The organism is Burkholderia sp. L27(2015), from assembly GCF_009765705.1.
Taxonomy (GTDB): Bacteria; Pseudomonadota; Gammaproteobacteria; order Burkholderiales; family Burkholderiaceae; genus LMUX01.
Window position 1 is genome coordinate 112,894 of the sequence record NZ_LMUX01000027.1, and the last position, 15,468, is coordinate 128,361.

Here is a 15,468-nt window from a genome sequence, read left to right on the forward strand (position 1 = left end):
GGGCACGTTCGAATGCCCGAACACCGCATCCCCGGAGTTTTATATGGCTCAACCAGCCATTGCGCCGCGCTTTCCGATGAGCAGCAAGCAATCGGTCGCGAAAAAGACCACGCTGGTGAGCGTGGTGCTCAATCTGGCATTAATGGTGTTGCAGATCGCGGTCGGTACTTTTGCACATTCGCAAGCACTGATCGCCGACGGTGTGCATTCGCTGGGCGACCTCGTCTCCGATTTCATCGTTTTGCTTGCAAATCTTCATAGCCACGCCGAACCCGATCAAGATCATAACTATGGCCATAGTCGCTACGAAACCGTCGCGTCTTTGTTCCTGGGCGCAGTGCTGGTGACAGTGGGTGTCGGCATGCTGGTGCGAGCTGGCATGCGCCTCACGGAGTTGAGCACGCTGCCGGCGGTGCACATTAGCGCGCTCGGCATCGCGCTTGTCGTGCTGCTCTCGAAGGAACTACTGTTTCGCTACATGCTGCGCGAGGCGCGTCGCGTACGCTCGGCCATGCTGATCGCCAACGCCTGGCATGCGCGTTCGGACGCGGCGTCCTCGCTGGTGGTGGCGCTGGGCATCATCGGTAGCGTCTGCGGCGTGCGCCTGCTGGACCCGATTGCGGCAGCGGTGGTCGGCTTCATGGTTGCCCGCATGGGCTGGACCTTCGGCTGGGATGCGGTGCAGGATTTATCGGACCGGGCTCTCGACGAGAGCGCGGCCGACAATATCTATGCATTGCTGATGGCCACCTCAGGCGTGCGTGGCGTGCACGAATTACGCACACGCAAGATGGGTGACATGGCACTCGTCGACGCGCATATTCTGGTTGACCCGTTGATCAGCGTGTCGGAAGGCCACTATATCGCCGAATCGGCGCGGCTCAGGGTGCTGGAGGCGCCCAGCGTACTCGATGCGCTGATACACGTCGATCCGGAAAACGACCTGTTCGGCAAGCCGACGCCCGGACTGCCGTCGCGCGAACAGCTTACCGCAGAGATTACCCGTGCATTTGCAACGTCAAGCATTCACGTGCTGGACGTCAATATTCACTACTTGCGACGTGGCATCGACCTTGAGATTACTTTGCCCGAAAACTCGGCCATGCCGGCGGCGACCGAGCTTCAACAATTGCGCAAGAAGCTCGGTGTACGACAGATCAGAGTCGCGCGGGAATTGGCCGTGGTGCCCGAACGGACTTGATCAGAGCGGCAACTGCGTATCGAATTTGATTTCGCGTAACACCATGCTGGTACGGACCTGCGCGACCGCCGGAATTTTGAAAATCCGTTCATGCAGGAATGCGTCGTACGCCTTGATGTCAGGCGCGACGATCTTGAGAATATAGTCGGCTTCGCCGGTCGTGCTGTAGCACTCGGTCACCTGAGGACACAGCGCGATCTCGCGTTCGAACTGCTCGACGCCGCCCTCCGTATGACGCGCGAGATGAATGTGCGCGAGCGCGCAAATGTGCAAACCGAGTTTCTCGCGATCCAGCAACGCGGTATAGCGCTGAATCACACCCGATTGTTCCATATCCTTGATACGCCGCCAGCACGGCGTACTTGAGAGTCCGACCTGATCGGAAATCTCTTGCACTGATCGGCGTGCATCGAGTTGCAGCAGCCGCAGGATCTTCTGGGAAAAAGCGTCGAGGCTCAAGGCATGACTCCCGCAGCGGATCGCCCGTAATTGATGGTAGAAGTGCCGAGAAGCGAAAGCAAACTCATTCGCTTTGCTCGGCGACCGTTCGCGCTGCGCCAGGGGTGTCCCGATGGCGCATCGCTGCGGACCTGGCGTTCAGTCGATCTTGCTGGTCAAGTGCGGCGCGCAAAGGACGCCGGTGAGTCTATGGGGCCAGCGGTTACCAGCGCTTAACAACGACTATTGGGGTCAACAAGAAGGAATATCCCAAAATGCAATACTCTCGGGTTATTTATACTCAATCATAGCGGGTTTCTCCGCAAAACCAAGTAAAGTATTTCTTAAGTAGAGGCTGAAAATAACGGGATGGACGCTCGTCGCGTGCTCACGCGCGCCGAAGTGCACCGTTATCCGGAGACAGCCTTGACCGATCATTCGAAAACAAGCGAAAACGTCACGCTTGCGCAATATCAACTCACCGACAATCTGGTCGCCCGCCATGGGCAGATCTTTCTCACCGGAACCCAAGCGCTCGTGCGCCTGCCGCTGATGCAGCGGGCGTTGGATGTGCAACGCGGCTGGAACACGGCCGGTTTCATCAGCGGCTATCGCGGCTCTCCGTTGGGCATGGTCGATCAGCAATTGTGGAAGGCCAAGAAGCTGCTCGAGGCCAACCAGATCCGCTTCTTGCCGGCGATCAACGAAGAGCTCGGCGGCACAGCGGTGCTGGGCAGCCAGCGGGTGGAGGCGGATCCCGAGCGCACCGTCGATGGGGTGTTTTCGATGTGGTACGGCAAGGGTCCCGGCGTCGATCGCGCGGGCGATGCGCTCAAGCACGGCAACGCGTTCGGTTCGTCGCCGCATGGCGGCGTGCTGGTGGTGGCGGGCGACGACCACGGCTGCGTGTCGTCGTCGATGCCGCACCAAAGCGACCATGCCTTGATGGCGTGGCAGATGCCCATCGTGAACCCTGCCAACCTGGCCGACATGCTGGAATTCGGTCTGTACGGCTGGGCATTGTCGCGCTTTTGCGGCGCATGGGTAGGCTTCAAAGCGATCTCGGAAACGGTCGAGTCGGGCGCGACAGTCAACCTCGATACGCTGCAGCTCGACTGGGGGCCGGCGCCCGGCAATCATGATGCAGACGGTTTGGCGGCAAGGCCCGGCGGCTTGCACAACCGCTGGCCCGATTTGCCCAGCCTCGATATCGAGGCGCGGCTTGCAGCCAAGCTTGACGCAGCCCGGCACTTTGCGCGTCTGCACAGCATCGATCGATGGATTGCGCCCAGCCCACACGCCAACGTCGGCATCGTCACGTGTGGCAAGGCCCACCTCGATTTGATGGAGGCCCTGCGCCGCCTGGATCTCACGGTAGACGATCTCGAGCGTGCCGGCGTGAGGATCTACAAGGTCGGTCTTTCGTTCCCACTCGAAATGTCGCGTATCGACGCGCTGGTCGCGGGCTTAAGCGAAATTCTTGTCGTCGAGGAAAAAGGTCCGATCGTCGAGCAGCAGATCAAGGAGTACCTGTACAACCGGACCAGCGGCACACGCCCGCTTGTGTTGGGCAAGACGGACGCCGACGGCGCGCATTTGCTTTCCGCGCTGGGCGAGCTGCGCCCAGGACGGATTCTGCCGGTGTTCGCGCAGTGGCTGGCACGGCACAAGCCGGAGCTGGATCGATGCGAACGCGTGGTCGATCTGGTGGCGCCGCAGATACTCTCGAACGCCGCCGACGGCGTGAAACGGCTACCGTATTTTTGCCCGGGCTGTCCGCATAACACCTCCACCCGTGTGCCGGAAGGATCGGTCGCGCATGCCGGGATAGGTTGCCACTTCATGGCGTCCTGGATGACGCGCGCCGATAGCGCCGAAACCACCGGACTGATCCAGATGGGCGGCGAAGGCGTCGATTGGGCCGCGCACGGCATGTTCACCAAAACCCCGCATATTTTCCAGAACCTCGGTGACGGCACGTACTTCCACTCGGGCATCCTGGCGATCCGCCAGGCTGTAGCGGCGCGCGCCAACATCACCTACAAGATTCTCTATAACGATGCCGTGGCGATGACAGGTGGGCAGCCGGTCGATGGCAGCATCTCGGTACCGCAGATCGCGCGGCAGGTCGAAGCGGAAGGGGTGGTACGCCTGGCGGTGGTCAGCGACGAACCGGAAAAATTCGATGGTCACAAACAGCAATTTCCGTCGCAAACCACATTCCATCACCGCGACGATCTCGACACCGTACAGCGCGAATTGCGCGAGATCGCGGGCGTCACCGCGCTGATTTACGACCAGACTTGCGCCGCGGAAAAGCGCCGGCGCCGCAAGAAAAACGAGTTTCCCGATCCCGACAAGCGCTTGTTCATCAACACGGCAGTGTGCGAGGGCTGCGGCGATTGCGGCGTGCAATCGAACTGTCTCGCGGTCGAACCGGTGGAAACCGAGCTGGGGCGCAAACGCCGCATCGATCAATCGTCATGCAACAAAGACTTCTCGTGCGTGAACGGCTTCTGTCCGAGCTTCGTGACATTGGAAGGCGCACGCGTGAAAAAGCCGTCGGGCGCGGTGTTCGATCCGGCCGCGCTGGCGGCGCGCGTCGACGCGCTGGCCCAGCCGCAAGTGCAACTCTTTGACGCGCCCTACGACATCCTGGTGACGGGCGTGGGCGGCACCGGTGTCGTGACGGTCGGCGCGCTGATCAGCATGGCCGCGCATCTTGAAGGCAAAAGCGCTTCGGTGCTGGACTTCATGGGTTTTGCGCAAAAGGGCGGCGCGGTTTTGTCGTTTGTCCGCTTCGCCGCGCGTGCCGAGTTCCTCAACCAGGTGCGCATCGATACGCAACAAGCCGACGTACTGCTTGCTTGCGACATGGTGGTGGGCGCCGGCGCCGATGCGCTGCAGACGGTAAGGCGTGGACGCACGCGGATCGTGGTCAATACCCATGCCATTCCGAACGCCAGTTTCGTGCAAAATCCCGACGCCGATTTGCACGGCGACGCGCTGCTGGAGAAGATGTGCGCCGCGGCCGGCGATCAGCATTTGGACGCTTGCGATGCGCAAGCACTGGCCACACGTTTCCTCGGCGATACGATGGGTGCCAATATTGTGATGCTCGGTTACACCTGGCAACTCGGACTGATTCCGGTATCGCTGGTCGCCCTGCTGCGTGCGATCGAGCTGAACAACGTCGCGGTCCCGATGAACCGGCTCGCGCTGAGCTTGGGACGGCTTGCCGCCGCCGATCCAGCGGGGCTGGACGCCTTGCTGCATGGCGCGGGGCCCGTTGTTGGCGCAGCCGCCGGTGTGGGCGCGGGTATCGGCGCGGGTGTGGGAATCGACGCAGCGGTTGATCCTCAACGCGACAATGCGAATCTCGTGGCCGATCGCCGCGACCGGTTGCTCGCCTACGGTGGCGGCGCGCAAGGTGCACGTTACGCGGCGCGATACCAAGCCTTGATCGAGCAGGGGCGTCACGCTGAAATCCGGGTCAGCGGCGTCGAGGGCCCGTTGACCGCCGCAGTGGCCGAGACCTTTTATCGTCTGCTAGCGGTCAAGGACGAATATGAGGTGGCGCGTCTTTATACCGACGGCAGCTTCCGCGCGCAGGTCGAAAGCCAGTTCGAGGCCGTCGACGGCCGCGCATTGAAGGTCAAGTTCCATATGGCGCCGCCGGGATTGGCGCGCGGGACCACCGCAGGCGGGCGACCCCGCAAGCTGACCTTTGGCAGTTGGTTGTGGCCGGTGCTCGGTTTGATGGCGCGCGCCAAATTCCTGCGCGGCTCGTTGATCGACCCGTTCGGCCGCACGCTGGAGCGCAAAATGGAGCGTGCGCTGCCGGGCGACTACGAGACGACGCTGGCGCAATTGTTGAGCAAGCTCGAACCCGGCAACCTGGACGCGGCCGTCGAACTGGCAGGCTTGCATGCCAAGATTCGCGGTTACGGTCCGGTCAAGTTGGCCAATCTGGTCGCGATCAAGAAGCGCGAGCAAGCGCTGGGGCGCCAGCTCGGTGTCGACGTGGCAACCGCGCCGGTCGTCAAGGAAGCGATGGCGGAACTCGCGTCTGGCACGAACATGCTCAAGGGAATCCCGGTGGTTACGGTGCGCTGAACGCGCTCGAAGCGATTCCGGGTAGCCGATGGCTCCGACGGCTCACGCCGCTGCATCCTCGGGCGGTGGCGAGGCGATGGCTGCCGTGGCGGGCGCGGTTGCCGCAGCTGCCTGTGTTGCACGCAATTCGGCCAGCATGTTGCAAAACAACGCGCCTTGCTCGATCGCGTCGTCGAGCGCGACGTGTGTGTGCGGGTGCGGGTCGAACCAGTGCTTGGGAAAGCGCGGTTTGATGCACTTGCGGTACGGCATACCGGTTATCGCGAACGCGAGCGTCTTGATATCGAGCGCCGACCACGAAAACGGACAGCGTTCGGCAAATCGCATCATGTACCAAAACATATAGGTGAAATCGAAGCCGGCCGGGAACGCGACGAACACGGGCTTGCCCGGCAGTGCTTCGACCCATTTCACATAATCGGGCAGCGCTTTTTCGGGCGTTTGCAAATCCTTGCGACAGGCGGCCCATGCCTCCGGTTGAGTCTTCCACCAAGCGGCCTGAATCGGGTGGGGGGCCGACCCCGGCAAAGTTTCGAGATTGGCCGAAAACGTCGCAATCAACTCCTTGTCCGCGGTGTAGGCGGCCGATGCAAAGCTGAGCATGGAATGAGGGCCGGGAATCGGGCCATCGGCCTCGATATCGGTGCTGACGTAAATTTCCTGACTCATAAGCTGACTCCGTGGGTTGCGTGCGGTTGCGCTGGGCGCACCTGCAAGCAGGGCCGAACCCGGGAGATGCCCGTACTGCACGGTGTGTTCGTTCGAACCGGCAGAAGTGGGCGATCGATCGGATCGACCAAAGCCCCTATTGTATCGACAGGCGCGACACGCTGGTGTCGCATTGCCGGGGCCTGCCGGTGCTTGCCGATGCCAAGTGCGATGCCAAAAATGGCGGTTCCGACGCGAAATCGGGTAGGCTGTATAATAGATTCACTACCACTCGTAATCTGCATCAAATTGCGCCCCAATTTAACGTGGTGCACGTTTCAGTACCCGCCGTCCGACAGCAGAACCGTCGAGCACACGCCGGGTGCAAAGAGTTAGCCCCGCTAGCACGCTTGCCTTAAGCGCGAGAACTTCGTTGGCGGTCGGTTCAAGTATCAAGTCAGTACGCGCAGACGCGGGAAATCCCGGTCTGGCGGGCATGCAGCAATGCCACATCCGCTGCGGCCGGTAATTGACGTACCCGTTAGACACATCCGCATCAGACAGCGATTTCTGTCGGAGGTGATCTTCCATTGCGTCCGGATTTTTAACCCAGTGGCGGCTTATAGCCCCTGCTTTAAAAAGGGATAGGTTTTGAGAGCATTTCACTTCTCTGTTACTCATACGTTTAGCAGCCTGGTCGTGGCACTTTTGCTCGCCGGCTGTGCCACCCAGCCGGGTGAGCATGCAGCAACCAGCCCTTCCGGCATTGTAAATAGCACTGCGCAAGCAGGCGGCCAACCTGGCGACGTTTTCTCCGGCCAAGGTGAAAGCCACGGCGCCACCTCGGGCTCTTCATTGGCCGACGCGCAGCCGCTCACTGCACCCGATGTATCGAAATTTCATCAAGAAGGCCGAGCATCGTGGTACGGGCATAAATTCGCCGGACGCCGCACTGCCAGCGGCGAGCGCTACGACATGGCTGCGCTGACGGCGGCGCACCGCTCTTTGCCGATGTCGAGTTACGTGCGCGTGACAAACAAGAGTTCGGGTAAATCGGTTGTGGTGCGCATCAACGATCGTGGCCCTTATCTCGGCAACCGTATCATCGACTTGTCAGTTGCGGCGGCCAGTGCGCTGGACCTGCAGCATAGCGGCACGGCACGGGTCGAAATTCAGGGCTTGTCTGCGGACGAAGCCCAAGAGGCACGAGGCGCGGTACTGGCATCGGGTAAATAAGCGCTTCTCGTTTCCCATAACGACCCTCTGATCCTCGCCAGGCGACGTTTCGCGCTCGCCTGTTTTCCTTACATTCCTGGCCGTTGGGCCAGGGTGTGCCAACTTGCGACTCTGCTCAAAATAGGGCTCACCAGAACCCACAACTTTTTTGCAGCCAGCATGTCGAAATCCATCGGCAAGACCTTTGAGAACAGGGCGTTGGCCCTTCTCGAACACGAGGGGCTCGAATTGATCGAGCGCAATCTCAATTTTCGCTGCGGCGAGATCGATCTTTTGATGCGCGATCCGGCAGGCGTGCTCGTGTTTGTCGAAGTGCGCGCGCGCGCCGACTCGCGTTTTGGAGGTGCTGCGGCCAGCATAGGCATCGCCAAGCGCGCTCGGTTGCGGTGCGCCGCGCGGCAAGTGCTGGCTCGGTGGCGCGGCCCCAGTCCGCCGTGCCGCTTTGACGTGGTAGCGTTCGATGGTGGTCGCTGTGACTGGTTGCCGCATGTGTTCGACGGCTTTTGATAAGCGCGATGCTGCGAGTGCGGTACACTCGTAGCCGATTTATGTGAGCTACTGGAAATCTCTATGTCTATCGAGCGCATTCAACAACAATTCCGCGACAGCGCGGCCGCCAAACTCGACGCTCTCGATCATTTGGCTGCACCGATCGCCGCGGCCATCGATACCCTTTTCGGCGCGCTGACGAATAACGGCAAGGTCCTCGCGTGCGGCAACGGCGGTTCGGCGGCCGACTCGCAGCACTTTGCGGCGGAGCTGATCGGCCGTTTCGAGCGTGAGCGCCCGGGTTTGCCCGCCATTGCGCTGACCACCGATTCGTCGATCATGACCGCCATCGGCAATGACTACGATTTCAATCAAATTTTCTCCAAGCAAGTGCGCGCACTGGGCCAACCGGGCGATATCCTATTGGCTATCAGCACGTCGGGCAATTCGGCGAACGTGCTTGAGGCGATCGAAGCGGCACATGATCGAGAAATGATCGTGATTGCGTTGACGGGCAAGGGCGGCGGCAAAATGAACGAGGTGTTGTTCGATACCGACTTGCAGATCTGCGTGCCGAACGATCGCACGGCAAGAATTCAGGAAGTGCACCTGCTGACGCTGCATTGTTTGTGCGACGGCATCGATGCGATGTTACTCGGCGATGCCGATTGAGCGATTGAGCGACTGGGCGACTGGGTGTAAAGGCGAGGACTACGATCTGGCTTAATTATGTGGCTTCATGAGCGGGTTACCGCCGCCCACGCCGAACGCTATTCAAGGAGAACCTGATTTTGACGATTTCGACTCGCTTCACGAATACAGTGGTCAAGGCCGTTTTTGGCATTGGCGTTATCGCGTCGTTGCAGGGTTGCCCGTTGCTGGTGGTCGGCGCGGCCGGCGGCGGTGCTCTGGTTGCGAGCGACCGGCGCACGGTCGGCACGCAAACCGAGGACCGCGAAATCCAGGTCAAGACGCAGGTGCAGATGAATCACGATTTGCCCGACGACGCTCATGCAAGCGCGACCGTCATCAACCGGCGGGTGTTGTTGACCGGCGAGGTGCCTACCGAGGCCGCGAAAAAACATGCCGGAGACATTGCGCGTGGCGTCGACAACGTACAGGGCGTAATCAACGAACTGGGTGTCATGCCCGAGGCGTCGTTTACCGATCGCTCGAACGACCTGTATCTTGAAGGTCGCGTGAAAAGCGCCCTAATTGCCGAGAGGGGTATTTCGGCCAACGATTTCAAAGTGGTCGGCTCGCGCGGCAATATTTACTTGATGGGTCTCGTCACCAAGGCTGAAGGCGATCAGGGCGCGCTGGTCGCAAGCCAAGTGCCCGGCGTCATGGGGGTCGTTAAAGTGTATCGCTACATCACACCGGAGGAGGCTCGCGCCTTGTCGCTCGATACGCAATTCGACTCGAGTTCCAATCAGAATTCGAATTCGAGCTCAGCGCCGATATCGGGAGCCGGTGGCATGGCGAACGGTAATGCTTCGGTGGCCAATACTGCGGCAAATGCGCCGGCCACCACGTCCCCGGTCGATCTGCAGAGTCCCGCACCTATCGTCGATTCGACGCCCAAGCCGGTCGAGTTGAAATAACGCGAGTGTGCGTTCGCGCTGATCCTACCCGATGAAACTTGCTCTTACGATAGTCGCGCTGGCGGCGAGCGGCGTAGCGTCGATTGCTCACGCTGCCGGCGGCCCCAGTGTCGATTCTGCCGCGGCCACGCAGATCGCCACCAAAAATGCCTGCTTCGGCTGCCATCAAGTGAACCGTAACGTGGTTGGGCCTTCGTTTCAGGAGATCGCCAGCAAATACGGGAGCGATCCGGGCGCGGTGCCCAAGCTGATGCAAAAAATCAAACAGGGTGGATCCGGTGTCTGGGGCATGCTACCGATGCCGTCCCATCCGAATATGAACGACGCCGATATCAAGACGGTGACCCAGTGGATTCTGGCGGGTGCCCCCAAATAAACGGGGATCTAGTTCTTAAGCGGGGCTCTAAGCGGGAGTTCTAGTCCTGCTTGAGTTCAAGCGCGCGCGCGTACAAAACTTTGCGCGAGGCGCCGGTCAAGGCCGCAGCCAGTTTGACCGCGGTGCTGGCCGACACTTCTTCCAGCAAAATTTTGAGCATCGCATCGTGCTCGGTCGCGCCCGTTTCCGCGGGCGGTGCCGCGCCTTGAACCACCAACACGAATTCACCGCGTTGGCGATTGGCGTCGGCTTCCAGCCACGCCGACGCCTCTCCCAAGGGGCACACATGCAGTGACTCGTGCAGCTTGGTCAACTCGCGCCCGATCAGGATGCGACGCTCGCCGCCCAACGCTAGAGCCAGTGCTGCCACTGTTTCGAGGATACGATGCGGCGCCTCGTAGAGCACCAGAGCCGGGACATGGGTAAGCCAGCTCTCCAGGTACTGCGCGCGTTGCCGGGCTTTGGTCGGCAGAAAACCAACAAACGTAAAGGTATCGACCCATGCACCCGCGGCGCTTAACGCGGTTGCCAGCGCGCTGCAACCGGGTAGCGGCACAACCGTAAGACCCGCTGCACGCACGGCGTCCACGATCTTGGCGCCAGGGTCGGAAATGCCGGGCGTGCCGGCATCCGAGACGTAGGCTACCCGTTCGCCAGCGCGCAAGTGCTCGATGATCCGCGCCGCTGCTTCGTGCTCGTTGTGCTGATGGGCTGGAATCAATGGTTTGCTGATGCCATAACGCGACAACATCTGGCCTGTGGTGCGCGTATCTTCGGCCGCAATGCGATCCACCAGGTTGAGCAAATGCATCGCGCGCAATGTGATGTCCGCCAAATTGCCGATGGGGGTGGCCACCACATATAAGGTGGCGGCCGGATACTGCTGTGTCGCGGCGAACGAGAGAAGATCGGCCAACTGAAAACCTTTCGAAAATGCAATGTTGGCGCGTGGAGAAGACGCGCTTCGGTTTCGGCATTGTGCCACGCGCACAGCACAAGCTGGAGGACGCTGCAAAAGGCCAAACGCGCAGGCGTTTATGCTAGTATTTTCGAACGGCGTCCGATGAGGGTGGAATTTGGCGATGAAATTCGGAGGCCGCGCGTTTTACCGATGCGGAAAAGAATGCATGGGGGGTGTAGCTCAGTTGGGAGAGCGCAACGTTCGCAACGTTGAGGTCGTCGGTTCGATCCCGATCACCTCCACCAGAATTCGATAAACGATTATTCCAGCGCATCCTGGCTCTCGGCACCTGGCCCCTATCCGCGTCGCAATTCGTTCCAGTGGCTCTTCTCTACCTTCCGGCTCGGTGTATTTGACGCTTGCCGTCATGACCCGCTACGTGATGTTCGCATAGTGCTACGCTGCAAGATCCGTCGACAGTGGGTCATCCGATGCCAAGGCCAGGCTCGCGGTTTTCAGATCCACGCGTCGTGCATGTTATGCCAAGCGCGGCGTCTGATTTTCCGCGAATCCGCATACCCGCGCAGCGGTTAGCATAAGGTGGGGCTGTGGCCGTTCGGGCGACGACTTGTCGCAGCCATGTGATCGTGCCGCCGTGTCATCTGTCGTGTCATCAGGTTGCCGTGTCGCTCCACCGATGCGCTCCCAGCGGTGCTCCTCGTCTCCCGTATATTTTGAAGTGGATAGTGTGTAATGAGATTTTGGTTTCCCGCGTTTCTAGTGCTGTTTGAATTTTCCACATACATCTCCAACGATATGATCATGCCGGGGATGCCTCGCGTCGTGCATGAGTTTCACGTCGGTATCGGCAGCGCTTCGCTCGCGCTGACGGCGGCTTTGCTGGGCAATGTCGCGCTGCAATGGTTGCTGGGCCCTTTGTCCGATTACAAAGGGCGGCGCCCGGTCTTGCTGGCGGGGGTGGCATTCTTCATCCTGAGTTGTCTCGGCATGTTCTTCGCGCAAACGATGACTCAGTTTGTCGTGCTGCGCGGGTTGCAAGGCATGGGCTGCGCATTCGTCGCGGCGGTCGGATATCCGTCGGTGCAGGAGGCATTTGACGAAGCCACCGCCGTGCGCACGGTGGCGCTGATGGCAAGCGTGGCGTTGCTGGCGCCCTTGCTCGGGCCGCTGCTCGGCGCGTGGGTCGTGACCATATGGTCGTGGCGCATGGTGTTCGGCGTGATTGCGGCGATTGCCTCGATCGGATTCTGCGGGCTGTGGGTGAAGATGCCCGAGACCGCAGGGGCGCGCATTTATCCACTGACTCATCCGGGAGCCGGGCAGCGCTTCACCTTGCGCCAATTGGTACGCGACTACGTGCCGGTGCTGCGCAATCGCCGTATTCTGCTGGGGGCCACTGCGCTCGGATGTGCCTGCGTGCCGCTAATGAACTGGATCGCATTGGCCCCTGTCATCCTGATCGACCAGCACCATCTGACGCCGTTGAACTATGGCTGGTGGCAGTTGCCGGTGTTTGGCGCGATGATACTCGGCCATATCATCGTGGCGCGGGTGGCCGGCCGCTGGTCGCTCGAACGCTTGATGCGCTCGGGCATGATCACAATGGTGGCCGGCGTTTTCGTGGCGTATCTGGGCTACGTACTAACGGGGGCGTTCACCGGCGCCGTGACCGGTTTCTCCATTTACGCGCTGGGCCTGGGGCCGTTTTATACGTCGATCTATCGTCAGGCCTTGTTCGCCTCGGACGGCGCCAAAGGCGCGGTAGCCGCCGCTATCAACACACTTTTCATGTTGCTGATGGCACTAGGCGTGGAGTCGTCTAAATCGGCTTACGTCACATACGGCGAACCGGCGCTACTGGGGGCGGGCGGAGTCGCAATCGTCGTCGCACTGTTCACTGCGCGTGGATTTGCTCATCGAATGCGCGCGGCCAATCGTAGCGAGACCTTCGGTGCGGTTGCCACCGAAGGGCAATTGCACTGAGGCCCGGGTTTCCTTCCCGCCAGACCCTTTTATCGCGCCGCCAGAGTTTGGCAATACGTTGGCGCACGTGCGTGTTGCACACTCATTTTTCCCGACCCAGCGCGAGTAACTCGGAACGCATGCCCAAATTGGTCTGCAGCTCGCCGAGCATGGCCGAGGTGATGGTTTCTTCGCCCGGGGTGCGAATTCCGCGGCTTTCCATGCATAAGTGCCGGCACCGAATGACAACGCCGACGGCCTTGGGCTGCAGCTCGCGCAGCAGGGTTTCGGCCACCTGGCTCGTGAGCCGCTCCTGCACTTGCAGGCGGCGCGAAAAGCACTCGACAAGGCGAGTCAGCTTCGAGAGGCCGACAATTTTCCCTTCCGGCACGTAGCCCACTGTCGCCGTGCCGAAGAACGGCGCCAAATGATGCTCGCAATGGCTGTACACAGGGATGCCGCGCACCACGATCAACTCGTTATAGCGCTCGGCGCCATCTTCGAACACTTTGAGAATTTCGGTCGGGTCCTGCGCATAGCCAGAGGTCCAGTGCTTCCATGCGCGGGTCACGCGGGTCGGTGTTTCACGCAGCCCCGGGCGATTCGGATCTTCGCCCAGGCTGACTAAAAACCTTTGCCAATCGACTTCGCTGAAGCCGTGGTCCGCGTCGTGGTGGTCATGGCTGTGGTCGTGGTCATGGCCGGCGTGTGTGCTGTCCGGTGGTTGGCTCTTATCGGTCATAGGTTTGCTCCAAGGTACAAATCGCTACAGATGCACCGGGCGGCGTGTCACTCGGCCGTAGCGCGAGCGCGTCTGTAAGCGCGTTTGAATAGTCCATTGCCATCAGTTTTATCACGATACCGACGCCATCACCGAGAAAGCCGCGGCCATGCACGAGCGCCGGCCGCGCAGGTGGGCAGGAATTATGCACGTTTACGGGGATTTACGTAGGGCGCCGCCGGGAACACGCGCCCGGGGGCACCGCAGACCAGCAGGCAGATAAGCGGGCAGACGAGCGGGCAGACGAGCGGGCAACCCAGCGTCGAATCAGGAGCCGATACAGTTCAGATCGTTTTGCGCACCGTTTTCGGCCGCGTGGTCGGTCAGGGCGGAGGGCAGCCCATGCACGCGCAGCGAGGCGTCCGCAATCGTGACGCGGTTACGGCCCGTGCGTTTTGCATGCAACAGAGCGCCATCGGCCGCCTGGATCACATCGTGGATGTCCTGGTCCTTCATATGCTGCGCCACGCCGATGCTTACCGTTAGCGACGCCTCGAAATCGTTGATGCTTTCGATGCGCTTGCGTATGCGCTCGGCGATCCTGGTGGCCACGTGCAGGTCGGCGCCAGGCAGAAAAATAATGAATTCCTCGCCACCGAAACGTCCTGCTACGTCGGCGGGGCGTACCGCTTCCTGAATTTGAGTGGCGATCATCGCCAATGCGCGATCGCCCGCGTCGTGCCCAAATAAATCGTTAATCGACTTGAAGCGATCCGCATCGAGATATAAAACGCAGACCGGTAAGTCGGCCCGCTCGCAACGATGCAAGATACGTTTCGCCAATTCAATAACACGACGCCGGCGAGGCAATTGAGTTAACTCATCGATATCGGCAAACGCGCGCAATTGACGTTCAAATCGATAATTCTTGTGATAAATGCGTACCGCGAAAATATTGGTCACGATGCTCATCGAGATCGCAATCAGCATATATAGCGTGTAGTAGATTCGCATCGCTGGCGAACCCGAATGCATGAGTATCAAAACCAATGGCGCAATCGCCGCAATCGCACTGGCCAGCGCGAAATCCCAACCCTGCGCCAGCACCACGGACGCAACCATGGGGATCAAGACAAAAAACGGCAAGCCCATTTTCACGCCGTCGGTCCAACTCAGCGCATTGATGATGACGCCGCTTTCGGCGCACGCCACATACAAGACACAGGCGGCGCCCAGAACGATGCTGGATTGGCTGCGCCAGGTCGCTAGTGTAAGCAGCAGCATTGCGCAGACGGGCGCCGCGATGAGCCAATACGATACGCTGGGCAATTCGATGACCGAGTGGCCGAGGATGGCGACGCAATAAACGATCATGCCGGCGATCAATTGCACCCGCATGAAAGACCCCAGCCGCCGCGAAACGTATTCGCTGAACGAGCGGGCGTCATCGGGCATCTCGTGTCCGCGCGGCTCGTTTTTCACATCCCCGACTAATGCCATGATGGTCTCGACAAATCGGGGTTTTCGCGTCACTGGATGATGTAACGTGGCCGGTATCACCGATAAAGGATACCGCGAATGCGATAAGCCCCAGGCGAATGATTATCGCTTCGAATCTGCCGATATGCGAAAGAAAAATTTAACTTCGATGCGATATTTTTCTATCAGAATCAATTGCCGATTTATTTGCTTACGGGCATGGAGCAATAGGTTCTGCGTTTGAATTCATCTGTGCAAGCGAGTGCGGTGCTTTGT

The 15,468-nt window shown here is 60.2% G+C and carries 13 protein-coding genes and 1 tRNA gene; 9 read left to right on the forward strand and 5 right to left on the reverse strand.

The genetic code is table 11. The features are described from left to right. The first annotated feature begins 43 nt into the window (after positions 1-43). On the forward strand, positions 44-1,201 hold the full coding sequence (locus tag GSQ77_RS28265) for a cation diffusion facilitator family transporter (RefSeq protein ID WP_254067868.1): 1,158 nt from the start codon (positions 44-46) through the stop codon (positions 1,199-1,201). On the opposite strand, the gene GSQ77_RS28270 is transcribed toward GSQ77_RS28265, so the two are convergent. Then, entirely contained in the window at positions 1,202-1,660 is a 459-nt protein-coding gene (locus GSQ77_RS28270) for an Lrp/AsnC family transcriptional regulator (protein ID WP_158907341.1), read from the reverse strand. A 348-nt stretch (positions 1,661-2,008) separates the two neighbouring features. On the opposite strand from GSQ77_RS28270, the gene GSQ77_RS28275 reads away from it, so the two are divergent. Next, positions 2,009-5,755 carry an indolepyruvate ferredoxin oxidoreductase family protein gene (locus GSQ77_RS28275; RefSeq protein WP_158907343.1) on the forward strand — a complete coding sequence of 1,249 codons (3,747 nt, stop codon included), beginning with the start codon at positions 2,009-2,011 and terminating at the stop codon, positions 5,753-5,755. 42 nt (positions 5,756-5,797) lie between these two features. Here GSQ77_RS28275 and GSQ77_RS28280 read toward each other — a convergent pair whose 3' ends face one another. After that, positions 5,798-6,424, reverse strand: coding sequence for an exonuclease (locus GSQ77_RS28280; RefSeq protein WP_158907345.1), 627 nt, complete (start codon positions 6,422-6,424; stop codon positions 5,798-5,800). A gap of 678 nt (positions 6,425-7,102) precedes the next feature. On the opposite strand from GSQ77_RS28280, the gene GSQ77_RS28285 reads away from it, so the two are divergent. The 5 genes from GSQ77_RS28285 (at position 7,103) to GSQ77_RS28305 (ending at position 10,108) form a co-directional block, all read left to right on the forward strand. Beyond that, positions 7,103-7,639: a septal ring lytic transglycosylase RlpA family protein gene (locus GSQ77_RS28285; RefSeq protein WP_367889708.1), complete on the forward strand. Its 537-nt coding sequence runs from the start codon at positions 7,103-7,105 to the stop codon at positions 7,637-7,639. 159 nt (positions 7,640-7,798) lie between these two features. After that, entirely contained in the window at positions 7,799-8,146 is a 348-nt protein-coding gene (locus GSQ77_RS28290; RefSeq protein WP_158907349.1) for a YraN family protein, read from the forward strand. A 63-nt stretch (positions 8,147-8,209) separates the two neighbouring features. Further along, the gene (locus tag GSQ77_RS28295) at positions 8,210-8,800 is read left to right on the forward strand and encodes a phosphoheptose isomerase (protein WP_158907351.1); all 591 of its coding nucleotides are present in this window, start codon (positions 8,210-8,212) and stop codon (positions 8,798-8,800) included. Positions 8,801-8,916: 116 nt separating this feature from the next. Further along, complete coding sequence (locus GSQ77_RS28300) at positions 8,917-9,732, forward strand: BON domain-containing protein (RefSeq protein ID WP_254067884.1); 816 nt, start codon at positions 8,917-8,919, stop codon at positions 9,730-9,732. Between the two features lie 31 nt (positions 9,733-9,763). Beyond that, positions 9,764-10,108, forward strand: coding sequence for a c-type cytochrome (locus GSQ77_RS28305; protein ID WP_158907353.1), 345 nt, complete (start codon positions 9,764-9,766; stop codon positions 10,106-10,108). A gap of 40 nt (positions 10,109-10,148) precedes the next feature. Here the strand turns inward: GSQ77_RS28305 and rsmI are convergent, their stop codons facing one another. Then, positions 10,149-11,024, reverse strand: coding sequence for a 16S rRNA (cytidine(1402)-2'-O)-methyltransferase (gene rsmI / locus GSQ77_RS28310; RefSeq protein ID WP_158907355.1), 876 nt, complete (start codon positions 11,022-11,024; stop codon positions 10,149-10,151). Positions 11,025-11,238: 214 nt separating this feature from the next. On the opposite strand from rsmI, the gene GSQ77_RS28315 reads away from it, so the two are divergent. Both GSQ77_RS28315 and GSQ77_RS28320 read left to right on the forward strand, forming a co-directional pair. Further along, positions 11,239-11,314 (forward strand) — tRNA-Ala (locus GSQ77_RS28315). Positions 11,315-11,762: 448 nt separating this feature from the next. Then, the gene (locus GSQ77_RS28320; RefSeq protein ID WP_158907357.1) at positions 11,763-13,013 is read left to right on the forward strand and encodes an MFS transporter; all 1,251 of its coding nucleotides are present in this window, start codon (positions 11,763-11,765) and stop codon (positions 13,011-13,013) included. 82 nt (positions 13,014-13,095) lie between these two features. Here the strand turns inward: GSQ77_RS28320 and folE are convergent, their stop codons facing one another. Then, positions 13,096-13,734, reverse strand: a complete 639-nt coding sequence (gene folE, locus GSQ77_RS28325; protein ID WP_158907359.1) for a GTP cyclohydrolase I FolE — start codon at positions 13,732-13,734, stop codon at positions 13,096-13,098. Between the two features lie 306 nt (positions 13,735-14,040). Next, the gene (locus GSQ77_RS28330) at positions 14,041-15,213 is read right to left on the reverse strand and encodes a GGDEF domain-containing protein (RefSeq protein WP_158907361.1); all 1,173 of its coding nucleotides are present in this window, start codon (positions 15,211-15,213) and stop codon (positions 14,041-14,043) included. Positions 15,214-15,468: the final 255 nt, after the last annotated feature.

Excerpts from the sequence above, each read along its gene's own strand:
- GSQ77_RS28265 (WP_254067868.1), top strand. The coding sequence starts at position 44 with ATGGCTCAACCAGCCATTGCGCCGCGCTTTCCGATGAGCAGCAAGCAA.
- GSQ77_RS28275 (WP_158907343.1), top strand. The coding sequence starts at position 2,009 with ATGGACGCTCGTCGCGTGCTCACGCGCGCCGAAGTGCACCGTTATCCG.
- GSQ77_RS28280 (WP_158907345.1), bottom strand. The coding sequence starts at position 6,424 with ATGAGTCAGGAAATTTACGTCAGCACCGATATCGAGGCCGATGGCCCG.
- GSQ77_RS28290 (WP_158907349.1), top strand. The coding sequence starts at position 7,799 with ATGTCGAAATCCATCGGCAAGACCTTTGAGAACAGGGCGTTGGCCCTT.
- GSQ77_RS28295 (WP_158907351.1), top strand. The coding sequence starts at position 8,210 with ATGTCTATCGAGCGCATTCAACAACAATTCCGCGACAGCGCGGCCGCC.
- GSQ77_RS28305 (WP_158907353.1), top strand. The coding sequence starts at position 9,764 with ATGAAACTTGCTCTTACGATAGTCGCGCTGGCGGCGAGCGGCGTAGCG.
- GSQ77_RS28320 (WP_158907357.1), top strand. The coding sequence starts at position 11,763 with ATGAGATTTTGGTTTCCCGCGTTTCTAGTGCTGTTTGAATTTTCCACA.
- folE (WP_158907359.1), bottom strand. The coding sequence starts at position 13,734 with ATGACCGATAAGAGCCAACCACCGGACAGCACACACGCCGGCCATGAC.
- GSQ77_RS28330 (WP_158907361.1), bottom strand. The coding sequence starts at position 15,213 with ATGGCATTAGTCGGGGATGTGAAAAACGAGCCGCGCGGACACGAGATG.